Origin of the sequence: Yoonia maritima (assembly GCF_002933395.1) — a bacterium.
GTDB classification, from domain to species: Bacteria; Pseudomonadota; Alphaproteobacteria; order Rhodobacterales; family Rhodobacteraceae; genus Yoonia; species Yoonia maritima_A.
The window spans coordinates 510,817-530,902 of record NZ_PKFN01000007.1 but is presented as its reverse complement, the minus strand read 5'-3'; the positions used below and the strand labels follow the sequence as shown (position 1 = coordinate 530,902).

Annotated in this window: 19 protein-coding genes and 1 riboswitch; of the genes, 9 read left to right on the top strand and 10 right to left on the bottom strand. The window is 53.4% G+C overall.

The genetic code is table 11. The features are described 5' to 3' along the window. The first annotated feature begins 121 nt into the window (after nt 1-121). The 6 genes from lptF to rsmA are packed head-to-tail and all read left to right on the top strand — an operon-like array spanning nt 122 to nt 7,544. Nucleotides 122-1,252, top strand: a complete 1,131-nt coding sequence (gene lptF, locus CYQ09_RS04095; RefSeq protein WP_106744141.1) for an LPS export ABC transporter permease LptF — start codon at nt 122-124, stop codon at nt 1,250-1,252. Further along, complete coding sequence (gene lptG / locus CYQ09_RS04090; protein ID WP_106744140.1) at nt 1,249-2,343, top strand: LPS export ABC transporter permease LptG; 1,095 nt, start codon at nt 1,249-1,251, stop codon at nt 2,341-2,343. The genes lptF and lptG overlap by 4 nt, the downstream gene beginning before the upstream one ends. After that, nucleotides 2,343-4,442, top strand: coding sequence for an LPS-assembly protein LptD (locus CYQ09_RS04085; RefSeq protein WP_106744139.1), 2,100 nt, complete (start codon nt 2,343-2,345; stop codon nt 4,440-4,442). The genes lptG and CYQ09_RS04085 overlap by 1 nt, the downstream gene beginning before the upstream one ends. 20 nt (nt 4,443-4,462) lie before the next feature. Continuing rightward, nucleotides 4,463-5,680 (top strand): peptidylprolyl isomerase, encoded by a 1,218-nt coding sequence (locus tag CYQ09_RS04080; protein ID WP_106744138.1) that lies wholly within the window; start codon nt 4,463-4,465, stop codon nt 5,678-5,680. Then, nucleotides 5,677-6,648 (top strand): 4-hydroxythreonine-4-phosphate dehydrogenase PdxA, encoded by a 972-nt coding sequence (pdxA, locus tag CYQ09_RS04075; RefSeq protein WP_106744137.1) that lies wholly within the window; start codon nt 5,677-5,679, stop codon nt 6,646-6,648. Before CYQ09_RS04080 ends, pdxA begins: the two co-directional genes overlap by 4 nt. A gap of 47 nt (nt 6,649-6,695) precedes the next feature. Next, on the top strand, nt 6,696-7,544 hold the full coding sequence (gene rsmA / locus CYQ09_RS04070) for a 16S rRNA (adenine(1518)-N(6)/adenine(1519)-N(6))-dimethyltransferase RsmA (RefSeq protein WP_106744136.1): 849 nt from the start codon (nt 6,696-6,698) through the stop codon (nt 7,542-7,544). Between the two features lie 33 nt (nt 7,545-7,577). Here rsmA and CYQ09_RS04065 read toward each other — a convergent pair whose 3' ends face one another. From CYQ09_RS04065 to CYQ09_RS04040, 6 genes are all read right to left on the bottom strand, one after another. Next, complete coding sequence (locus CYQ09_RS04065) at nt 7,578-8,138, bottom strand: DUF4167 domain-containing protein (RefSeq protein WP_106744135.1); 561 nt, start codon at nt 8,136-8,138, stop codon at nt 7,578-7,580. Between the two features lie 223 nt (nt 8,139-8,361). Then, nucleotides 8,362-9,198, bottom strand: a complete 837-nt coding sequence (gene prmC / locus CYQ09_RS04060) for a peptide chain release factor N(5)-glutamine methyltransferase (protein WP_343229851.1) — start codon at nt 9,196-9,198, stop codon at nt 8,362-8,364. Then, nucleotides 9,195-10,250: a peptide chain release factor 1 gene (gene prfA / locus CYQ09_RS04055; RefSeq protein WP_106744134.1), complete on the bottom strand. Its 1,056-nt coding sequence runs from the start codon at nt 10,248-10,250 to the stop codon at nt 9,195-9,197. Before prfA ends, prmC begins: the two co-directional genes overlap by 4 nt. A gap of 18 nt (nt 10,251-10,268) precedes the next feature. Next, nucleotides 10,269-10,706 (bottom strand): DUF1499 domain-containing protein, encoded by a 438-nt coding sequence (locus tag CYQ09_RS04050; RefSeq protein ID WP_239495843.1) that lies wholly within the window; start codon nt 10,704-10,706, stop codon nt 10,269-10,271. Between the two features lie 19 nt (nt 10,707-10,725). Further along, nucleotides 10,726-11,703 carry an agmatinase gene (gene speB / locus CYQ09_RS04045; protein ID WP_106744133.1) on the bottom strand — a complete coding sequence of 326 codons (978 nt, stop codon included), beginning with the start codon at nt 11,701-11,703 and terminating at the stop codon, nt 10,726-10,728. A gap of 30 nt (nt 11,704-11,733) precedes the next feature. Next, nucleotides 11,734-12,891 (bottom strand): M20 aminoacylase family protein, encoded by a 1,158-nt coding sequence (locus CYQ09_RS04040; protein WP_106744132.1) that lies wholly within the window; start codon nt 12,889-12,891, stop codon nt 11,734-11,736. A 145-nt stretch (nt 12,892-13,036) separates the two neighbouring features. Between CYQ09_RS04040 and mazG the strand changes: the two genes are divergently transcribed. Together mazG and CYQ09_RS04030 are read left to right on the top strand one after the other, a co-directional pair. After that, complete coding sequence (mazG, locus tag CYQ09_RS04035) at nt 13,037-13,858, top strand: nucleoside triphosphate pyrophosphohydrolase (protein WP_106744131.1); 822 nt, start codon at nt 13,037-13,039, stop codon at nt 13,856-13,858. Between the two features lie 67 nt (nt 13,859-13,925). Beyond that, nucleotides 13,926-14,930, top strand: coding sequence for a Fe(3+) ABC transporter substrate-binding protein (locus CYQ09_RS04030; protein WP_106744130.1), 1,005 nt, complete (start codon nt 13,926-13,928; stop codon nt 14,928-14,930). A gap of 150 nt (nt 14,931-15,080) precedes the next feature. On the opposite strand, the gene CYQ09_RS04025 is transcribed toward CYQ09_RS04030, so the two are convergent. From CYQ09_RS04025 to CYQ09_RS04015, 3 genes are all read right to left on the bottom strand, one after another. Further along, a complete protein-coding gene (locus CYQ09_RS04025) occupies nt 15,081-15,464 on the bottom strand; it encodes a GFA family protein (RefSeq protein WP_106744574.1) in 384 nt (127 codons plus the stop codon). Between the two features lie 131 nt (nt 15,465-15,595). Next, a complete protein-coding gene (locus CYQ09_RS04020) occupies nt 15,596-17,404 on the bottom strand; it encodes an ABC-F family ATP-binding cassette domain-containing protein (RefSeq protein WP_106744129.1) in 1,809 nt (602 codons plus the stop codon). A 30-nt stretch (nt 17,405-17,434) separates the two neighbouring features. Beyond that, nucleotides 17,435-18,148 carry a GNAT family N-acyltransferase gene (locus CYQ09_RS04015; protein WP_106744128.1) on the bottom strand — a complete coding sequence of 238 codons (714 nt, stop codon included), beginning with the start codon at nt 18,146-18,148 and terminating at the stop codon, nt 17,435-17,437. A 73-nt stretch (nt 18,149-18,221) separates the two neighbouring features. Here CYQ09_RS04015 and msrB point away from each other — a divergent pair, with 73 nt between their 5' ends. Continuing rightward, a complete protein-coding gene (gene msrB / locus CYQ09_RS04010) occupies nt 18,222-18,617 on the top strand; it encodes a peptide-methionine (R)-S-oxide reductase MsrB (protein ID WP_204353898.1) in 396 nt (131 codons plus the stop codon). Between the two features lie 366 nt (nt 18,618-18,983). On the opposite strand, the gene CYQ09_RS04005 is transcribed toward msrB, so the two are convergent. Then, nucleotides 18,984-19,847: a DMT family transporter gene (locus tag CYQ09_RS04005; RefSeq protein WP_106744573.1), complete on the bottom strand. Its 864-nt coding sequence runs from the start codon at nt 19,845-19,847 to the stop codon at nt 18,984-18,986. A gap of 75 nt (nt 19,848-19,922) precedes the next feature. Then, a riboswitch (FMN riboswitch) is annotated at nt 19,923-20,066 on the bottom strand. Nucleotides 20,067-20,086 lie beyond the last annotated feature (20 nt).

Genomic DNA, 20,086 nt, shown 5'->3' with positions numbered 1-20,086 from the left:
ATTTGATCTCTGCAATAGGTAGCCCGTGCACCACACAATGACCAGATAGCTGTTCAATCCGGCGCGCCAATGGGCTAGCGTGCCGTCAATTAAGCGCAGCGCCTGCACGAAGGATCCTCATTTGGCAAAATTTGACAGATATCTACTGTCACAATTGATGGTTCTGTTTGGCTTTTTTAGCCTTGTATTGGTGCTTATCTATTGGATTAACCGGGCCGTTGTCCTGTTCGACCAACTGATCGCTGACGGGCAATCAGCAGGTGTTTTTCTTGAATTCACGGCATTATCTTTACCTTCAGTCATTCGCCTTGCGCTTCCATTGGCGGCCTTTGCTGCGTCGGTTTACGTGACGAACCGAATGACAACCGAATCTGAATTGGTCGTTGTACAAGCCACCGGGTACTCTGCGTTTCGCTTAGCACGCCCTGTTTTGTATTTCGGAATCATTGTCGCATTTTTGATGATGATCCTTATGCATTTTCTTGTCCCAATGAGCGCCGCGCGCCTTGCTGAGCGCCAATCGGACATTTCACAAAATATAACCGCACGGCTTTTGACCGAAGGTCAGTTTATCGAACCGATCAACGGGGTCACATTCTACATTCGCCACATCACCCCATCAGGCGAGCTACAAGACATCTTTTTGTCTGATACACGCAGTTCAGAGCAGCACGTGACATACACCGCCACACGGGCATTTTTGGTGAATGACACGGGTGAAACACAATTGGTGATGATTGACGGTTTGGTCCAAACCCTACAACTGAGCGGACAGCGGTTATCTACAACATCTTTCGACGATTTCGCTTATAACATCGGAAGCCTCCTTGAGAAAACCAGCAAACGTGGACGCCGTGATTCACATCTTTCGACTTGGGAACTTTTGCATCCAACGCCAGAAATACTGGTCGAAACCGGCCGTTCACAGGCGCAGTTAATTGCGCGCGGCCATGATCGCTTTAGCCAATCTATACTAGGCACTGTCGCAGCTCTTTTGGGATTTGCGACGCTTCTTGTTGGCGGTTTCAGCCGATTTGGGGTGTGGCGGCAGATTGTTGCCGCGATTCTGCTTATTGTTGTCGTGAAGGCCATGGAAACCGCAGGACTGAACCTAGCACGTAGCGACGAACGTTTTTGGGTGGCAACGTATCTTCCGTCGGTTGCAGGATTTGCAATCGTGTGGTTCTTGCTGTTTTGGGCAACCCGACCGTATCTGTTCAAACGTCGCGCCAAGGAAGAGGCCGCGTCATGATTTTGCATCGCTATTTCGCACGTCGGTTTTTAATGACTTTTCTTGGGGTGCTTGCGGTTTTCTTTATGATCATGGTGTTCCTCGACATTGTGGAACAGCTACGCCGTTACGCGTCGGCTGACGCTGGGTTTATGGCAATTTTGGCGCTGACTTTGCTCAATATTCCGCAAGGCGTGTATCGCATTTTGCCACTTATCATGATCTTGGCCTCAATCGCGTTATTTCTTGGTCTCGCGCGATCATCCGAAATGGTTGTCACCCGTGCTGCAGGACGATCAGCGTTGCGTGCACTGAATGCTCCGCTGTTTGTTGCCCTTTTGATTGGTCTATTTGCAGTGGGTGTTGTGAACCCAATTGTCGCCAGCACATCCAAAGAGTACGAGGTACGCTCTGGCGCGTTGCGCGGGGATGGCTCAGTCCTTTCTATTGGGTCGTCTGGGCTTTGGCTGCGTCAGGGAGGCGAATTGGGTCAAACCGTTATTCGCGCCCAAAGCGCAAATTTGGACGGTACTGCGCTCACCGATGTGACCTTTATCAGCTTTGGCCCGGACGGAAGCCCAACACGGCGTATCAATGCAAAATCTGCAGCATTACAAACCGGGTCTTGGCAGCTTAGCGACGCAAAACTCTGGCGCTTTGACGACGGTTCAACACCAGAGGTAACCGCACTCATTCAGCCGAATATGTCTATCCCTTCGACACTTACACCGGATCAAATTCGTGACAGCTTTGGCACACCTTCATCGATCCCAATTTGGGAGCTACCTGCCTTTATCGAACGCCTTCGCAACGCCGGTTTTTCAGCACAGCGTCACGTTGTTTGGTTCCATTCCGAAATTGCCCAACCGTTGTTTTTGGTCGCAATGGTCATGATCGGAGCAGCCTTCACGCTACGCCACCAGCGCGGCGGACGCACCGGATTGATGGTGATGTTCGCAATCTTGCTAGCCTTCGTCATCTATTTCATCCGTAACTTTGCACAAGTATTAGGTGAAAACGGACAATTGCCTGCGGTACTTGCAGCTTGGGCGCCTCCACTGGCCGCAATCGGGCTTAGCTGGGGTATTTTGTTGCACAATGAGGATGGCTAATGCGCCTATTTGCTACGATCATATTGATGTTATTCCCCCAACTTGCACTGGCCCAAAGTGCCGCGACATTGGTCGCTGACAGCGTACGTGTCACGGAAAACGAAGAATTGATCGCCAGCGGAAATGTAGAGGTTCTATATATGGACACACGCATGACGGCTGCGCAAATAACGTATGACCGCACCAGTGATAAACTTAGCATTACTGGCCCGATCGTCATTCAAGCCGATGACGGTACGATCCTGACGGCGCGGGCGGGACAGCTTGATCCCACATTGAAAAACGGAGTTTTGCAGGGCGCGCGCATCGTTCTTGATCAGCAGTTGCAGCTTGCCGCCAACCAAATTGACCGCCGAGATGGGCGCTATTCACAGCTTTACAAAACGGTCGCGACCTCATGTCAGGTATGCGGAGATCAGCCACCACTGTGGTCCATCCGTGCGCAACGAGTTGTACATGACGACATCGAACAGCAACTTTACTTTGAAAATGCAACCCTGCGCATTCGTAATGTCCCTGTGCTCTGGCTTCCGCAAATGCGTTTACCTGATCCAAATTTAGAACGTGCTACTGGGTTCTTGATCCCTGAGCAGCGCAATACATCACAATTGGGAACAGGGATCAAAATCCCTTACTTCGTTACATTAGGAAACCATCGTGATGTAACTCTCACTCCTTACGTATCGGCTGAAACGCGCACCTTGGAATTGATATATCGACAAGCATTCCGTGGCGGTGATTTACGCATCGAAGGCGCCTATAGCGATGATACCTTAGAAGATGCGACCCGATCCTACGTCTTTGCGGCGGGCGAATTTGATCTATCTGACGGCTACCAGCTTACCTTCGACATAGAAGCTGTCAGCGATACCGCATATTTGCTTGATTACGGCTATTCCGACAAAGATCGACTGGATAGCGAAATTGCGTTGACCAAAGTGACCGATACGACACTTACGCAAACGCGGTTTACATATTATCAGACGCTACGCGACGATGAATCAAACGCGTCGCTGCCGCCGATTATTGCCGACGCAAGCCACGAGGCACGGCACTATCCGGACATTGGCGGGACTTTGACGACTGGTGCAAGCATTGATAGCGCTTATCGTTATAGCAACGTCAACGGTGACTCTGGGCGTGATGTAAGCAGAATTGGTGCTTTCGGCGACTGGGATAACAGTTGGATCATCAGTAGCGGCGTTTTGCTGAACCTTGGCGCAGGAATGCGTGCGGATCTATATCATGTACTAGACGATAATAGCTTTCCCACGAGTGATGCGCGCGTGATGCCCACTTTCCGCGCGGGCTTACGCTGGCCGCTCGCAGCCTATTCTTCCAGCGGTACATCTCACTTAATTGAGCCAACTATAAACCTGTCTTGGTCCGAAAGCTACGGTGCGACCGTACCAAACGAAGATAGCACCCGCAGCGAATTGGACCAAGGTAACCTATTTGATGTGTCTCGTTTCTCTGGCGATGATGCCGTAGAAACCGGGTACCAAGGTGCCGCAGGCATAAGCTATACACGATTAGGAAAATCCGGCGTGTCATCCACGCTTGCGTTTGGTCGGGTCGTTCATGACGAAGTGCAAACAGCATTTTCCAAATCATCTGGTTTAGATGGGCTTCAGTCTGACTGGCTGGTCGCAGGGCAACTTACAACTGACGAAGGCTTCTTATTGGATGCACGCGCGTTGTTTGACGACAGCCTTGGCATCACGGTTACCGACAGCCGGATTGGCTGGAAAAACGACCGTATATCACTCGCGGCAGCGTACATATGGCAGGCAAAAGATGCCGCCGAGGATCGCACTGAAACCGTTTCAGAATGGACGCTCGACGCTGGCTTTATCGTCAATGACGCATGGAGCATCGACCTTGACGGTCGTTACAACGTCGCAGACGACAGCCCCGTAAGAGCAGGCATTGGCATCGGCTGGCAGAACGAATGCGTGAACATTAACGTTTCGGCCTCGCGTCGCTATACGTCTTCCACTACGGTTGAACCAACAACGACTTATGGGCTAAGCGGCTCACTGACAGGTTTCTCTGCGGGGCGGTCCAAAGCTGGGCTAGCGGCAGGGTGCCGGAACTAAATTTGATAACGAGGACCCAAATGCGCGCATTTACCTACATAGCCGTTATTCTGGCTTGGGCGCTGACATTCAGCACAGCAGCACTGGCACAAGGGCAGCTTGCTCCGGTGATCACCGTGAACGACCAAGTGATCACCCGCTATGAACTAAACCAGCGTATGCGGCTGCTTGAAATGTTTCGGACTCCGGGCGATTTGAACGAAGTCGCGCGAACTGGTCTGATCGAAGATCGGCTAAAGCAACAAGAAATGGCACGTGTCGGTTTACAGCTTAGCGATGCATCATTGCAGACCGCGATGGAAGAATTCGCTGGGCGCGCAAACCTCAGCCTGCCACAGTTCACCAACCTTCTCGCGCAAAACAACGTAGATCTCGTTACGCTACGCGACTTTGTAAAAGTCGGCGTTGCTTGGCGGGATTACATCCGCGCTCGCTATAGCCGCGAGGTGACCGTGACAGATGCGGATGTCGAACGTGCGCAACAACGCCAAGGCAACCGCCCCACACAGATCGAAGTCCTTCTGTCGGAAATCATCATCGCACCGCCGCCTGAACGTCGTGCACAAGCAGAAGAAGCCGCGCGCGAAATTTCTCAAATGCGCTCATATGCAGATTTTGAAGCCGCGGCACGTCAGGTTTCAGCACTTCCATCGCGTGAAAATGGTGGGCGCTTAGGCTGGCTACCGATTTCGAACTACCCAGCACAATTGCAGCAAATGTTGCTTGATCTTGAACCGGGCGAAGTCACCGACCCCATCGAAATTCCCAATGCGATTGCTTTGTTCCAAAAACGCGGTACGCGAGAGGTCGCGCGTGCAACAAGCGCACCGGTCAGCATTGACTACGCGGCATATTACATCCCCGGCGGCAAATCAGATGATGCACTACGCACTGCCATTGGTGTCAAAAATCGTATCGATACATGTGACGATCTTTACGGTGTCGCCCGGAATCAACCAGCCGAGGCGCTCGACCGTTTTAATGTCCCACCTGCGGAAATCTCGCGTGATGTAGCGCTTGAACTCGCACGCCTTGATCCGGGCGAGGTGTCCTACAATCTGACACGCGACAATGGCCAAACGCTTGTATTCCTGATGATGTGCGCACGTAGTCAAGCGGGTGATACGGACGTTAATCCGGATGCGATCCGTAACCAAATCACGAGCCAACGTCTGGCAGGGCTGGCTGACGCGCTGGTCGAAGATTTGCGGGCATCGGCCGTTATTGTTTCACGATGAAGCCAATTGCAATCAGCTGCGGTGAGCCAGCAGGCATTGGCCCTGAAATTGCGGTCGCTGCGTGGAGGGCTTTGCGCGATGAAGTCCCGATCGTTTGGATCGGTGATCCACGGCATCTGCCGGATGGGACACCCGTTAAAACGATAGATGATACAAGCATTGCTGCCGATCTTTGCAGCAACGCATTCCCTGTTTTACCTCGTGAATTCGGGTCTGACGTTCAGCCTGGCGTCGCAAACCCAGACCACGCGCAGAGCGTTATTGATGCAATTGCCGATGGCGTTCAGCTTGTGCAAGATGGCAAAGCAAGTGGATTGTGCACCGCGCCAATCCACAAAGCAGCATTAATTGACGGGGCAAATTTCCCTTATCCGGGCCATACTGAATATTTAGCCGCACTTGCTAACATCGACCGTGTTGTCATGATGCTCGCGTGCGATGAACTACGCGTTGTACCAACGACGATCCACATCCCACTATCAGAGGTGCCGCGCCAGCTCACGGCATCCTTGCTGACAGACACTTTGCTGATCACCCATGCCGCAATGCGCCGCGATTTCGGGATCGCCGCACCGCGCATTTCTGTCACGGGGCTAAACCCTCATGCTGGTGAAGACGGAAAAATGGGACATGAAGAAATCGACATGATTACGCCCGTCCTGACGGCGTTGCGTGCACAAGGGATGGACGTGACAGGACCCTGGCCAGCGGACACAATGTTCCATGCTGGTGCGCGGGCGAAATATGATGTTGCGGTCTGTATGTATCACGATCAAGCCCTGATCCCAATCAAGACCATTGATTTTTCGGGTGGTGTGAACGTGACGCTGGGGCTTCCCTTTATTCGCACATCCCCAGATCATGGCACCGCATTTGATATCGCAGGCCAAGGCGTGGCTGATCCAACATCAATGATCGCCGCGATCAAAATGGCCGCAACAATGGCGAACAGCCGCGATCAAATTTAGCTAAATTTGATCTGCCCCACCGCATAACGCATCGGTAAGAACAAAACATGAGCACGATTGATAACCTTCCCCCGTTGCGAGATGTCATCGCAACCCACGAGCTGGCAGCAAAAAAATCGCTCGGTCAAAACTTTCTGTTAGACCTGAATCTAACTGCAAAGATCGCACGCCTTGCTGGCGATTTATCGGGTGCGGATGTGCTGGAGATCGGACCGGGCCCCGGAGGTTTGACACGCGGTTTATTAGCCGAAGGTGCGCGCCGCGTGCTTGCCATTGAAAAAGACCCGCGTTGCATGCCTGCCTTGGCTGAAATCGCCGACGCCTATCCGGGCCAACTGAAGACGATCAACGGCGACGCCTTGGATGTGAACCCGCTTGAGCATTTGACCGCCCCGATAAAGATAGCCGCAAACCTGCCCTATAACGTCGGCACTGAATTGTTGGTGCGTTGGCTGACGCCACCTGACTGGCCCCCATTTTGGGAAAGCCTCACACTGATGTTCCAACGCGAAGTCGCACAGCGTATTGTCGCGGAACCGGGCAGCAAGGCCTATGGCCGGCTTGCTCTGCTCGCCCAATGGCGTACCGATCCACGTATCGTGCTTGAATTACCACCAGAGGCATTTAGCCCGCCGCCAAAGGTCAATTCTGCAGTGGTCCATCTAACCGCCCTGTCCGCGCCCAGATTTCCAGCAGATCCCGGCATTCTAAACAAAGTTGTCGCAGCCGCATTTAATCAACGGCGCAAGATGCTGCGTTCCGCGCTCAAATCTGTCAGTCCTGAAATTGAAGACCACTTAAACGCGGCAGGCATCAAGCCAACTGAACGGGCGGAACAAGTCGGGCTAGAAGCATTCTGCGCTCTTGCACGCAGTTTGGAAACCGCCACCCCTTAAAACAAAAGCCCTCCGAGATCGGAGGGCTTTTTCTTATTCTGCGGCCTCTGGCGCGCTATCACCTTTGGGTGTCTCGGTCGGTGTTTCGACCTTAGGCTTGCGCGGCGCACGCGGCTTGCGTGCACGTGGCTTTGGCTTTTCCTCTGGGGTCTCGACCAAACCATTATCTTGGCTATCGTCGGCATCCAGCACTGGCTGTTCAAAGCCAGCCGACTGTGGCTGCTCTGCATTCGCAGGATCGTTCGACGCTGCTTCTTGTGCCTTTACGCGCTCTTGGCGTTCGCGATCACGTTCTGCTTGGCGTTCGCGGTTCTGGGCTTCTTGCTCTTCGCGGCGCTGGTCGACTTCGCGCTGCGCTTCGGCAAGCATACGTGTGTAGTGCTCTGCGTGTTGTGCGAAGTTTTCCGCGTTCACGCGGTCACCTGACAACTGCGCATCACGGTGCAATTGATTGTATTTCTCGATGATCTGCTGCGGGGTGCCGCGCACCTTGCCATCAGGACCAGAGCTGTCAAACACTCGGTTAATGATGTTCCCGCCCGAGGGCCGGTTATTACGGTTCTTGTTCCGTGACCGTGACTTCGATGATCTCATTGATTTGCTTTCAAGCCCTTGGCTGTCGTTGCGCTAGACCTATGTCGCGCCCTGTGCGCGTTTCAAATTTCTGGCCTTGCGATGTTTTGGCGACTGATCGGGGGGAGATCCAAACTGGCCCTCTTACCGTCCGATGCATTTGAATAAACATGTGGGGGGCATCAAGACAAGCATAAATTATCGATCACGCGCAATTTTACGCCATAATTATGCATTTCTACCGTTATTTGGGCATTTCCCCCGCGACTACGCGGTCGCGTCCGTCTAGGTCGGGACGAACACCGATATTAACCAACCCAGCGTCTGACATGAATCGAGATACGGCCACAGCTTGGGTTGGCCCGATTTCAACAATCAAGCGTCCCCCCGGCGTTAAGTGCGCAGGCGCATCACGACAGATAATGCGATAAGCGGATAAACCATCGGCTTCGTCAGTGAGCGCCATACGTGGTTCATGCAGGCGGACCTCTGGCTGCAAATCATCCATCTCGTCAAGAGCGATATATGGTGGATTGCTCACGATCAGGTCGAAGCGACCGGCAATCGCCTGATACCACCCCGAGTGTACACATTCGATGCGATCATTCACCTGATGGGTCTTCGCATTCTGCTTCGCGACCTCTAGGGCGTGCGGTGACAGATCAGATGCAATCCCTATTGCATGCGGGCGTTCAGCGGCAAGCGTCACGGCGATCGCCCCGCTCCCAGTCCCTAAATCCAAGAACTCCGTAAATGGACGCGATAGCGCCGCGACTATTAGGCTCTCTGTATCGGGGCGCGGATCAAGAACATCAGCAGTAACCTTGAAACGCCGACCATAAAAATCGCGGCCACCGATCAAATGCGAAACGGGAACCCGAGATACGCGAGACAGAATAGAGGAAAAAAAGGCGGCCTTGGCCATTTCATCCATTTCGTCATACATATGCAGTGTTAACCGATCAGACGGGACACCCAACGATGCAGCCAACAAAAGACGTGCGTCTCTTGCTGCGCCGTCTATATTCGCCTCTCGTAACTGTGAAACCGCGGATTGTAGCGCCTGTTGGACTGTGATCACGCGCCCATTTCCGCGAGCAATGTCGCCTGTGCGTCCGCTTGCAGCGCAGTGATCGTTTCTTCTAGGTCACCCTGCATAATCGGGCCTAATGAATAAAGTGTCAGGTTAATCCGGTGATCCGTCATGCGACCCTGCGGGAAGTTATAGGTGCGTATGCGTTCAGATCGGTCACCCGACCCAACTTGCGCCTTGCGATCGGCAGAACGTTCGCCATCCACGCGCTGGCGTTCAAGATCAAACAGCCGTGTCTTGAGAACCTGCATCGCGATTTCACGGTTCCGGTGTTGGGACTTTTCGGCGCTGACCACGATGATCCCCGTTGGAATATGCAAAATGCGCACAGCGGAATCGGTCGTGTTCACGTGTTGACCGCCAGATCCTGACGCACGCATTGTATCGATCCGCAAATCGCCCGGATTGATTTGGATATCAACGTCTTCGGCCTCTGGCAGAACGGCGACCGTCGCAGCAGACGTATGAATGCGCCCGCCGCTTTCGGTTTCAGGGACGCGCTGCACGCGGTGCACACCGCTTTCATATTTCAGTTTTGCAAAGACACCATCACCCGCAACGCGGGCGACAACTTCTTTAATGCCGCCAAGTTCGGTCTCGGACATCTCTAGAATTTCGAACTTCCAAGCTTGCCCTTCGGAATAGCGCTGGTACATGCGCAACAGGTCACCTGCAAAGAGCGATGCCTCGTCCCCGCCAGTGCCAGGACGAATTTCAATAAGCGCAGGGCGGCCGTCAGCCGCATCCTTTGGCAACAACGCAAGCTGGACATCGTGCTCTGAGGCATCAAGTGCCGCCTTTAGGTCCGGCAATTCCGCTTCGGCCAATTCTTTCATTTCAGGGTCGGACAACATCGCCTCGGCGTCGGCAATTTGTGCGACCAAATCTTTGTAGGCCGTTACGGTTTCGACCACAGGTCTTAGCTCGGCGTATTCACGCCCCAGTGCCGCGATTTCGTTCCCCGCAGCGCCATCGGCCATCTTGGCCTCTAGGAACTGGAACCGGTCAATAATCTGTTCAATTTTATCGGATGCTATCATGGTAACCCGATTGGCCGATCAAAGCGGCTCGGTCAAGGGGGCAAGCGTTTCCAGCCACCCCACTATGCGTGCTTTGTTTACCCCCATGTCGGATTTACCAAAGCGAAGACGCCCTGAAATTATCAGAACCCCATCCTGTGCCGTGATGGTCGTGTAATCTGGAAAGCCCATAATCAACGATCGCGTTTCAAACGTGAGCATGCCTTTATCGACGCTTCCTGCGATCAATTTCGTGCGTGGCGTTGCAAGCGCACGCTGCTCTGCGGCGCGCAATGCGTCCTGCGTTGATGCAGTCAGTTTGCGTTCCGCGCGAAAGCCAACCGGGGATTGATAGTCGCCTGCCCCTGAAGACAACGGTGCCTTGTGCCATTGATCCACACGCGTTGGCGCAAACCGGATATAAAGCATCACGCCAAAAACAATAACAATAGCGAAAATTATGATTCGAATCAGCATATTGAAGACCACTTTTCATTCACGCGACAGGAAGTTCACGTTTATTACACAACGCTAGACAACATAGTTCCGTGGCGACATGTGCACCCGCAATGGCTGTGGCACCAGTTGTATCATAGGGTGGTGATACTTCGACGACGTCGCCGCCGACCATGTTGATCCCTGCTAAATCGCGCAAGATCGCAGCTGCCTGCCAACTCGCCAAGCCGCCCCAGACAGGCGTACCAGTACCGGGCGCGAACGCCGGATCAAGCGCGTCTATGTCAAAGGTTACATATGCCGGATGACCTCCGACAATATCCTTGACCTGCTTGGCGACGTTAACTGCCCCCTGTTCATGACAGGTACGTGCGTCGATGTATTGAATGCCGTGGTAATCATCACATTCCGTGCGGATACCGATTTGAACGGATCGCTCGACATCAATCAACCCTAGCTTAACCGCCTTGTACATGAACGTACCATGATCGATGCGGTTCATATCATCATCTGCCCATAAATCAGAATGGGCATCGAATTGGATGACCGACATCGGGCCATACTTCGCAGCATAAGCACGCAAAATCGGCAACGTCATGAAATGATCACCGCCAAGAGCGACCGTCCCCGGACCAGCGTGCAAGATATGCTTAAAATGGGCTTCGATCAGCGCAGGCACCTCGGCGACATTAGCATAGTCAAAGGGCATGTCACCGTAATCGATAATCTCGAATTCAGACAAGGGGTCAAATCCGCCCCAACCATAGGGCGGATCATAGGGCTGCAAGCACGATGCCTCGCGGATGGCACGCGGACCGAAACGTGCGCCGGGGCGATGCGTCACCGCCTGATCAAATGGAATACCTGTAATCGCCAGATCAACGCCATCAAGGTCTTTGGTGTAGTTTCGGCGCAGAAACGAAACTGCACCACCAAAGGCGTTTTCATAGGCCAATCCCTTGCGATTGGTCCGTGTGAAAGCAAGGTCCACCTGCCCCTTCGCGTCTTCTAATGCCATGTGTCCCCCCGTTTCTGATTTGGTCTACTATCACCCGATTGGCTGCGCACGTTCAACCAGACGCGCAAAATATGACGCACCGACAGGCGCAACAGTATCATCAAAATCGTAATTCGGGTGATGCAGGCCTGCCGTGTCGCCGTTTCCAATGAACAGATATGCGCCTGGGCGTTTATCCAACATATAGGCAAAATCCTCTGCGCCCATTTCGCGACCACCGTCATCAACGACATCTGCTGAAACTTCGCGCGCAACCTTTACCGCAAAGGCTGTTTTGTCAGCGTCATTAACAGTAGCCGGATAACCTACCTCATAGCTAAGATCAGCGTGAACGCCGAATGCGGCCGCCTGCCCAGCAACGATCTCTTCTAACCGCTTCATCACCATCGCCTGTACGTCCCGTTTGAACGTACGTACTGTTCCGCTCACCAGTGCTGTTTCTGGGATAACATTATCAGCTGATCCCGCATGAAATTGCGTGACCGATATCACAAGATCATCTTGTGGATAGTGGTTGCGGCTGATGATCGTTTGAACAGCATTATAAATGGCGACCGCAGCAACGATCGGGTCAACGGTGTCTTGTGGCTGGGCGGCATGCCCACCCTTACCCGTAATCCGCACACGAAACTCGTCCACTGCAGCCAAAATCGGACCCGGCGTTGTATAGAAAGCGCCCACAGGCGTTCCCGGCGCATTGTGAAGCGCATAAACCTGACCGATGTTAAACTTGTCTAATATTCCTTCTTTGACCATGATATCAGCACCCCCGCCATCTTCCTCGGCGGGCTGAAAAATAAGCGCGACACGTCCTGAAAAATTTCGCGTTTCTGCAAGGTATTTCGCAGCACCCAACAGCATCGTGGTATGACCATCGTGCCCACAGGCATGCATCTTGCCCTTTACCGTCGATGCATGATCCAGCCCAGTCAGTTCATCCATCGGAAGCGCATCCATATCCGCGCGCAAACCAATGGTCGGACCCGCACCTTGGCCATCAATAATCGCGACAACACCGGACTGCGCAATGCCTTCATGGATTTCGTCGATGCCAAATTCACGCAAACGTTCAACCACAAAGGCCGCGGTTTTGTGACAGTCAAACGCCAATTCAGGATGGGCGTGAAGATGCTGGCGCCATGTCTGCATATCATTTGCATAGTCAGCGATACGATTAATCACAGGCATTCTAGGTCTCGCTTTATTGGTGGTAATCTTTGCACTGACAGAGTGCCTATTTCGGGGTGGTGTCAACCGCTTTCCAATCACAATCCGCCCCTTGGCCTTAGGGGCACGATTCGATAGCGTCATGCGAAATAGCACGAGGCACAGCATGACTGACGACACCCTAATTCATGACCCAAACGGCGGCCTCCCGCGCCTGCTTGAGATCATGCGCCGCTTACGGGACCCTGAAACGGGTTGCCCATGGGACATTGAACAAGACTTTGACAGTATCGCGCCTTACACAATCGAAGAATCTTACGAAGTCGCCGACGCTATCGCCCGTGAGGATTGGCCAGAACTGGAAGGAGAGCTGGGCGATCTTCTGTTGCAGACCGTGTATCACACGCAAATGGGATCAGAGGCTGGATTATTCAGCTTTGACAGCGTTGTGAAATCCGTGGCCGATAAAATGGTCGCGCGCCATCCACATGTGTTCGGCGACGAATCGCGCGACAAATCAGCAGATCAACAAACCGCAGACTGGGAAAAGATCAAAGCAGCCGAACGCGCCGGTAAAAAACAAGGTCGGACGCTTGACGGTGTCGCGGCTGGGCTACCGGCCTTAACACGCGCAGTAAAATTGCAAAAACGTGCAGCGCGCGTTGGGTTTGATTGGCCTGACACCAGCCAAGTCATCGACAAAATCCAAGAAGAATCCGCCGAACTGGTCGAAGCACGCGACACGTTGACCCAAGCGGAAGTTGAAGAAGAATACGGCGATCTATTATTTGTTGTCGCCAATCTTGGACGGCATCTTGGCCTTGACCCAGAGGCCGCGCTGCGCGGAACGAATGCTAAATTCACACGTCGATTTGAGGCAGTCGAAGATGGGCTTGCTGCAATTGGAAAAACGCCTAGCGATAGCGATCTTTCCGAAATGGACGCCCTTTGGGATGATGCAAAAATGAGCGAAGCGAAGCCGAATTAGGCAAATACACATTGACCCAAGTAAAATAGTCAGATTTATAGGCGCCGATTAAACAAGGAGCCTCTTTATGACCCTACGTACCTACCTACTTGCAAGCGCATGCGCCGCCGTTGCCGCCCCGGCTGTTGCAGATGTAAACATCTACACAACACGCCAGCCAGAGCTGATCCAACCCGTTATGGATGCGTTCACGGAATCCACAGGAATCGCCGTAAACTTGGCATTCGTTGATGGTGGCATCGTTGAGCGTCTTAAAGCTGAAGGCGACCGTTCCCCTGCTGATCTGGTGATGACTGTCGATATCGCCAACTTGCAACAAATCGTCGATGGCGGCGTTATTCAGCCCGTCGAAAGCGACGTCTTGACAGCAGCAGTACCAGCGTCACTGCGCGCTGAAGACAACAGTTGGTTTGGCCTGACCAAACGTGCGCGTATCGTTTATACTTCACGTGAACGCGTTGCTGACGGCGAAGTCACAACATACGAAGATCTGGCGTCCGACAACTGGGAAGGCCGCATTTGCACACGTTCCGGCGTTCACAACTACAACCTTGCTCTGACCTCTGCTGTTGTGGCGCATCACGGCGAAGAAGGTGCCGCCGAATGGGCCGCTGGCGTTCGTGAAAACCTTGCGCGCAAGCCAGAAGGTAACGACCGCGCACAGGTCAAAGCGATCTGGGCCGGCGAATGCGACATTAGCCTTGGTAACACATACTACATGGGCAAAATGCTGCAGGACGAAGAGCAGACCGAATGGGCGAACTCTGTCCGTATCGTGTTCCCAACATTTGAGAACGGCGGCACGCATGTAAACATCTCTGGTGTTGCGATGACCAAAGCGGCACCAAACCGCGAAGAAGCGCTGCAGCTGATGGAATACCTCGTATCCCCAGAAGCACAGAGCATCTACGCAGAGCTGAACTACGAATACCCAGTGCTTGAAAGCGCAGAGCTGTCTGAACTGGTTGCAGGTTGGGGTGAATTCACGGCCGATGACGTTCAGCTAGAAGAACTGGCGTCACACCGCCCTGCATCCTTGCGGATCATGGAAGAAGTTAACTTCGACGGATAAGTAGCTGGGGCATCTCCCAACGACGCATCGCTAAGACTTACTCGCCCGCAACGACATTGCTCGTTGCGGGCGAGCTGCTTTTGCAGGATAAAACGGCTGTGAACTAGGCTGTTCAAATGATGTCACGGCACATTAATAGCACCACTTCAGCTAGTAGGTTTCTATCTGCGGCGCGTCATCGATGATTTCATAGTAGTCAGCTTTGTCTTTGACAAAAATATGCTTACCAATAGTCAGACCGGTCGGTTGGTCCAGACACCCCGGCGCGATACTGATGCTATCGTCATCATTCATCCGATAGAACAAGCTCGAACCGCAGCTTTTGCAAAATCCACGCTTTGCAAAGGCCGATGACTTATACCAAGTCAGTCCCTGCTCGTTTGTAAAAACAACCTTGTCAAAAGATGCGTGTATTGACGCCCACTGATGACCGCTTGTCCGTCGGCACTGGCCGCAATGACAAATCGTCACTTCGGCTCCTAAACCACTGACCTCAAAACTAACTGCGCTGCAATCACAACTGCCTTTGGCCATATCGCGTCTCCAATATTGCTTCGTTAAATACGTATTCGCAGTCAATGCGATCAACGTGTTTACGTCAACGATACTGAACATATCTCTATCAAATTAAACGACAGAGAAAACGCTAGCCGTTCTTCTACAAACTACCCAGCCGCTTTTTCCTCAAGGGTCATCCATTCGTCTTCTGCGTCCGATAGTGCGATTTGGCGGGCGACAAGCGCATCAGAAGCTTTCTGAAATTTCACAGGTTGCTTGGTGAATAGCTCTGGATCTGCCAGCAGTTCCTCGAGCTTGCCAATCTCTGCGGTCAATTGATCAATCACGCTCGGCAGTTCTTCAAGACGGTGTTTTTCGGTGAATGAAAGTCCGGTCTCGGCTTTCTTTTCAGCCTGCTTTTGCTTTTTCGCCAATGGCTTCGACGCTTCTTTGCTTTCCACAAAGTCCCCGCCGCGTTGCGCGCGGTAGTCAGTCCAGCCACCTGCATAAACAACAGCCTGCCCGTTGCCTTCCATCGCGATGGTCGTTGTCGCGACCCGGTCAAGGAAATCACGGTCATGGCTAACCAGCAGAACAGTGCCGTCATAATCGCCCAAGATATCCTGCAACAGATCAAGCGTTTCGATATCCAGATCGTTTGTCGGCTCATCAAGGATCAACAGATTGCTTTCGCGTGCCATCAGGCGTGCAAGCAGTAGGCGCGCCTTTTCACCACCAGACAGTGACCGTACAGGCGCGCGGGCTTGCGCCTCGTCAAACAAGAACTCTTTCAGGTAGCCAACAACATGTTTCGGATTACCCCGAACCATGATCTGATCCGATTTACCACTCACCCCAAGTTCAGGATCATTCGCCAAGTTTTCCCAAAGCGACATTTCCGGGTTGAGCGCAGCGCGGGTCTGGTCAAACAACGCGATATCCAGGTTAGTACCCAGCTTAACCGACCCTTCATCTGGTTCAACTTGCCCCAATAACATCTTGATAAGTGTCGTTTTTCCGACGCCATTTGGACCAACAAACGCAATGCGATCGCCACGTTGCACAGTCAGGTCTAGCCCCTGCACAATCTGCTTATCACCAAAGGATTTGGTCAGGCCAAACGCCTCGACCACCTTTTTACCAGAGGTGCTGCCACCATCAAATGCCATGGCTGCTGTGCCTTGGCGTTTGATCTGCCCTGCCTTTTCGGCCCGTAGATCTTGCAACGCCCGAAGCCGTCCTTGGTTGCGGGTACGACGCGCAGAAATACCTTCGACAGCCCAACGGGCCTCTTGCTTGATCTTACGGTTCAGCTTGTGACGCTGCTGGTCTTCTTCTTCCCAGATTTTATCACGCCAAGCCTCAAAATTTTCAAACCCTTCTTCGGCGCGACGTACTGCGCCACGATCGATCCAAAGCGTGGCACGCGTCAGCGCACGCAAAAACGCCCTATCGTGGCTGATCAACACAAATGCAGCTCGGGTCGATTTCAGTTCTTGTTCAAGCCACGCAATCGCTTCGATATCCAAATGGTTTGTCGGTTCGTCCAAAAGCATCAGTTCAGGCGCTTCGGCCATTAGTTTCGCCAACGCAGCGCGACGACGTTCCCCACCCGATGCGGTGGCCACTTTGCCTGCGGGGTCAAACTTCAGCCCCTCAGCAACCATATCGACTTTATACGCCTCATCCGGGTCAAGCCCGCTGGCCGCGTATTCGCCTAATGTATCGAACCCCTCCATGGTGGGGTCTTGTTCCATATAGCCGACTTGCACGCCGGGTGATGCGACGCGGGTGCCGCTGTCGACCTCGACCAGACCGGCCATGACCTTCATCAAGGTGGATTTACCCGAACCGTTGCGCCCGACAAGGGCCACTCGGTCACCGGGTTGAACCACCAATGACAGGTCTTCGAATACAGGATCGCCGCCGAAGGTCAGCGCGATGTCGGAAATTTGGAGTAAGGGTGCTCTAGCCATATTGCCTGCTACGGCGCGGTGCGCGCGTCGTCAACTAGCAACAGCACGCAGACGCGCCACACGGGCCGCAGACATGGCATTTACTTCAAGGCAGGTGAACACATGAAGCGTATTCATTTCGTGATCAACGACGACATGGTCTCCAACCCAACCGCCAAGCGAAAGATAGGATTTCAACAGCGCGGGCATCGGGGCAATACCGGTAACAGGAATATCATCGAAACGCCGCGCTTTTGGGTCGCGCAGATCAGGGCGTAACGCTGCTGGGCCTAGATGATTGCGGGCAAGGCGGTGAAACACCGCACCGTAGCGGCTGGGGTTCGTTCCTGTAAAACTGGTACAGCCAAACAGCATCGCAATTCCATGTGCATCCACAATACGGGTCAAAGCGCCCCAGAGCATCCGCAAAAGATCCGCGTCCAGATCATTTGGACGCGTACAAAAGCGACCAATCTCTAGAAATGGGCCTGCAACATGCTGCCAGCGGGCCAAATCATAATGCCGCGCGACATAGCCATTGGTGAGCTCAGCGCCCTGCACCGAGACACGAAATCGCAATGTCCCGAGTAATTTTCCGGCGCCATCTTCAATCATCAAATGCTGAAATAGCGGATCCAAAGGAGCAACGTCGACACCCTCGCGCCCGAAAAAGCTAAGGTGCCTAAAACCCTGGCACGCGCGCAAGTCTTCCGCTCCGGCAGCAAGCCGAGCCGTTAAACGCCCCTTTTCGAACGGAAATGTCATCACTGCCCACCTTGGCGAACCTCTCTTGTCAGCTTAAGTTAGAAGCTAAGAATGCAAAAGGATTATGAACCCAATGGACAAAATTGTGAAATCTGACGCCGAATGGCGTGAAGAACTATCCGATCTTGCCTATAAGGTAACGCGCAAACATGGGACCGAACGGTCCGGCACGCATGACAGTTTCCCCAAAGACCCCGGAACATTCATGTGTGTCTGCTGTGGCGCGCACTTATTCGACCAATCTGCAAAATTCGAAAGCGGCACAGGCTGGCCATCCTTTTACCAACCCATCAGCCCAGAGGCCGTCGGTGAAAGCGTTGACCGCAAGTTTTTCATGAAACGCACCGAAGTCCACTGCGCCCGCTGCGAAGCCCACCTCGGCCACGTCTTCCCCGACGGCCCACAACCTACAGGCCTACGGTATTGTATGAACGGGGTCGCAATGACGTTTGAGCCGGTGCGTGAGTGAGGCTAGTCCGCTTCACTCACGCACCGGCTTGCTCGAGTCCAAGTATAATCGTAGCAACTGTCGAATCGAAAACCGGAACAGTCCCTGCTCGCACAGGCGTCCAAGCGCAGCATCAGTCGTGACGTCTGCGGACATTCTGGATGGCCCTGATAACTTCAATTTCTGTGTAGAACGCGTTTGCGTCAATTTTTTACGAAAACTGGCGCGGATTCATACGCGCTTGCTGCGGCACCCAAAGGTAAAAATACAGAAAATGACAGCAAAATGATGTTACGAAACGGCAAGCGACTATTCTATGATTAATAGACTTAATACAGGTAAGAACGACTGCCATTTCAATCTCACGTCAGAACTGAAGACTGATACTCACCCCACCTCATCACGCATCACCCATGCGCTGGCCCCGATAATTACGCCAGCTCCAATCCACATCATACCCGGCGGTGCAAATCCGAAAAATACGATCCCCAGCGCTACGTTGAGTGGCAGTTTCAGGTGGTCAAACGGCTGTAGATACGCAGCATCTGCAACCATATAGGCCCGCGCCAGCAGGTATTGCGCTCCGGCGACGAACAATCCCGCGAGCATGACCAACCATAGCGCCTCGGGGGTGACGGTGAAACCGCTACCCACTGCGGCAAGCCCGTTCACAGGCACCAGCAATACCAGCAAAGCGAGCGTTAGCGTTCCGGCGTTTTCGGTTTTGGTGAGTTCTTTGGTAACAAGCGATGACCCGGCCCAAAACGCCGCAGCAGCGACGGGCATTAGTGCGGACCACTGAAACGCGTCTTTCCAAGGCGCGAGGATGATAGCCCCACCAACGGCCCCAACCGATACGGCGATCACACGCGAACGCGACAGGTGTTCTTTCAAGAACAGCCCTGCCCCAAGCGTGACAAATAACGGCGAGGTCAGAATCAGTGCGACAGCCTGCCAAATTGGTACTACCGCTAGTCCGGCAACCCAGAACTGCACGCCGATCGCGGCCAACACCACCCGAAGAAGATGCATCAATGGCCGATCACTGCGCCATGATGCGGTCCACACCATTGGCAGCACTGCGATACTGGCCAGCGCATATTGCCAAAATGCAATCGTTGCAGAGGGAACACCATAGACCATCCCTGCGCCTTGCACCGCAGTATTAGAACCGGCAAATAGCGCCCCCGCGATGACAAAATATAGCGGGCCAACAATGACACCGCGGTTCATGGTCTTAATTTGGATCATCGCTTCTGTCCTTTCGTTTTGCGATTGACCCAAGGCAAAACAGGACAGACCCGGCGCGAAAACGCACCAGATTTGCTCCATTCTCTTTCATCCGGACTATGACCGTCGGCTCAGGCATCGCACCTGATCTGCTGACCAAGGGGAAACCCCTTGCGCTCGCGGGCTCGCCCATATGGGCATACCGCCGGTGGGGAATTCCGCCCCGCCCTGAGAACGTGCCGCCCAAAACAGAACGACCT

Coding starts and splice junctions, on each gene's coding strand:
- CYQ09_RS04005 (WP_106744573.1), bottom strand. CDS start 19,847: ATGATCCAAATTAAGACCATGAACCGCGGTGTCATTGTTGGCCCGCTA.
- CYQ09_RS04050 (WP_239495843.1), bottom strand. CDS start 10,706: ATGCTGATTCGAATCATAATTTTCGCTATTGTTATTGTTTTTGGCGTG.
- CYQ09_RS04025 (WP_106744574.1), bottom strand. CDS start 15,464: ATGGCCAAAGGCAGTTGTGATTGCAGCGCAGTTAGTTTTGAGGTCAGT.
- CYQ09_RS04080 (WP_106744138.1), top strand. CDS start 4,463: ATGCGCGCATTTACCTACATAGCCGTTATTCTGGCTTGGGCGCTGACA.
- CYQ09_RS04085 (WP_106744139.1), top strand. CDS start 2,343: ATGCGCCTATTTGCTACGATCATATTGATGTTATTCCCCCAACTTGCA.
- prfA (WP_106744134.1), bottom strand. CDS start 10,250: ATGATAGCATCCGATAAAATTGAACAGATTATTGACCGGTTCCAGTTC.
- CYQ09_RS04065 (WP_106744135.1), bottom strand. CDS start 8,138: ATGAGATCATCGAAGTCACGGTCACGGAACAAGAACCGTAATAACCGG.
- mazG (WP_106744131.1), top strand. CDS start 13,037: ATGACTGACGACACCCTAATTCATGACCCAAACGGCGGCCTCCCGCGC.
- CYQ09_RS04015 (WP_106744128.1), bottom strand. CDS start 18,148: ATGACATTTCCGTTCGAAAAGGGGCGTTTAACGGCTCGGCTTGCTGCC.
- speB (WP_106744133.1), bottom strand. CDS start 11,703: ATGGCATTAGAAGACGCGAAGGGGCAGGTGGACCTTGCTTTCACACGG.
- msrB (WP_204353898.1), top strand. CDS start 18,222: ATGGACAAAATTGTGAAATCTGACGCCGAATGGCGTGAAGAACTATCC.
- CYQ09_RS04040 (WP_106744132.1), bottom strand. CDS start 12,891: ATGCCTGTGATTAATCGTATCGCTGACTATGCAAATGATATGCAGACA.
- lptG (WP_106744140.1), top strand. CDS start 1,249: ATGATTTTGCATCGCTATTTCGCACGTCGGTTTTTAATGACTTTTCTT.
- rsmA (WP_106744136.1), top strand. CDS start 6,696: ATGAGCACGATTGATAACCTTCCCCCGTTGCGAGATGTCATCGCAACC.
- CYQ09_RS04020 (WP_106744129.1), bottom strand. CDS start 17,404: ATGGCTAGAGCACCCTTACTCCAAATTTCCGACATCGCGCTGACCTTC.
- CYQ09_RS04030 (WP_106744130.1), top strand. CDS start 13,926: ATGACCCTACGTACCTACCTACTTGCAAGCGCATGCGCCGCCGTTGCC.
- pdxA (WP_106744137.1), top strand. CDS start 5,677: ATGAAGCCAATTGCAATCAGCTGCGGTGAGCCAGCAGGCATTGGCCCT.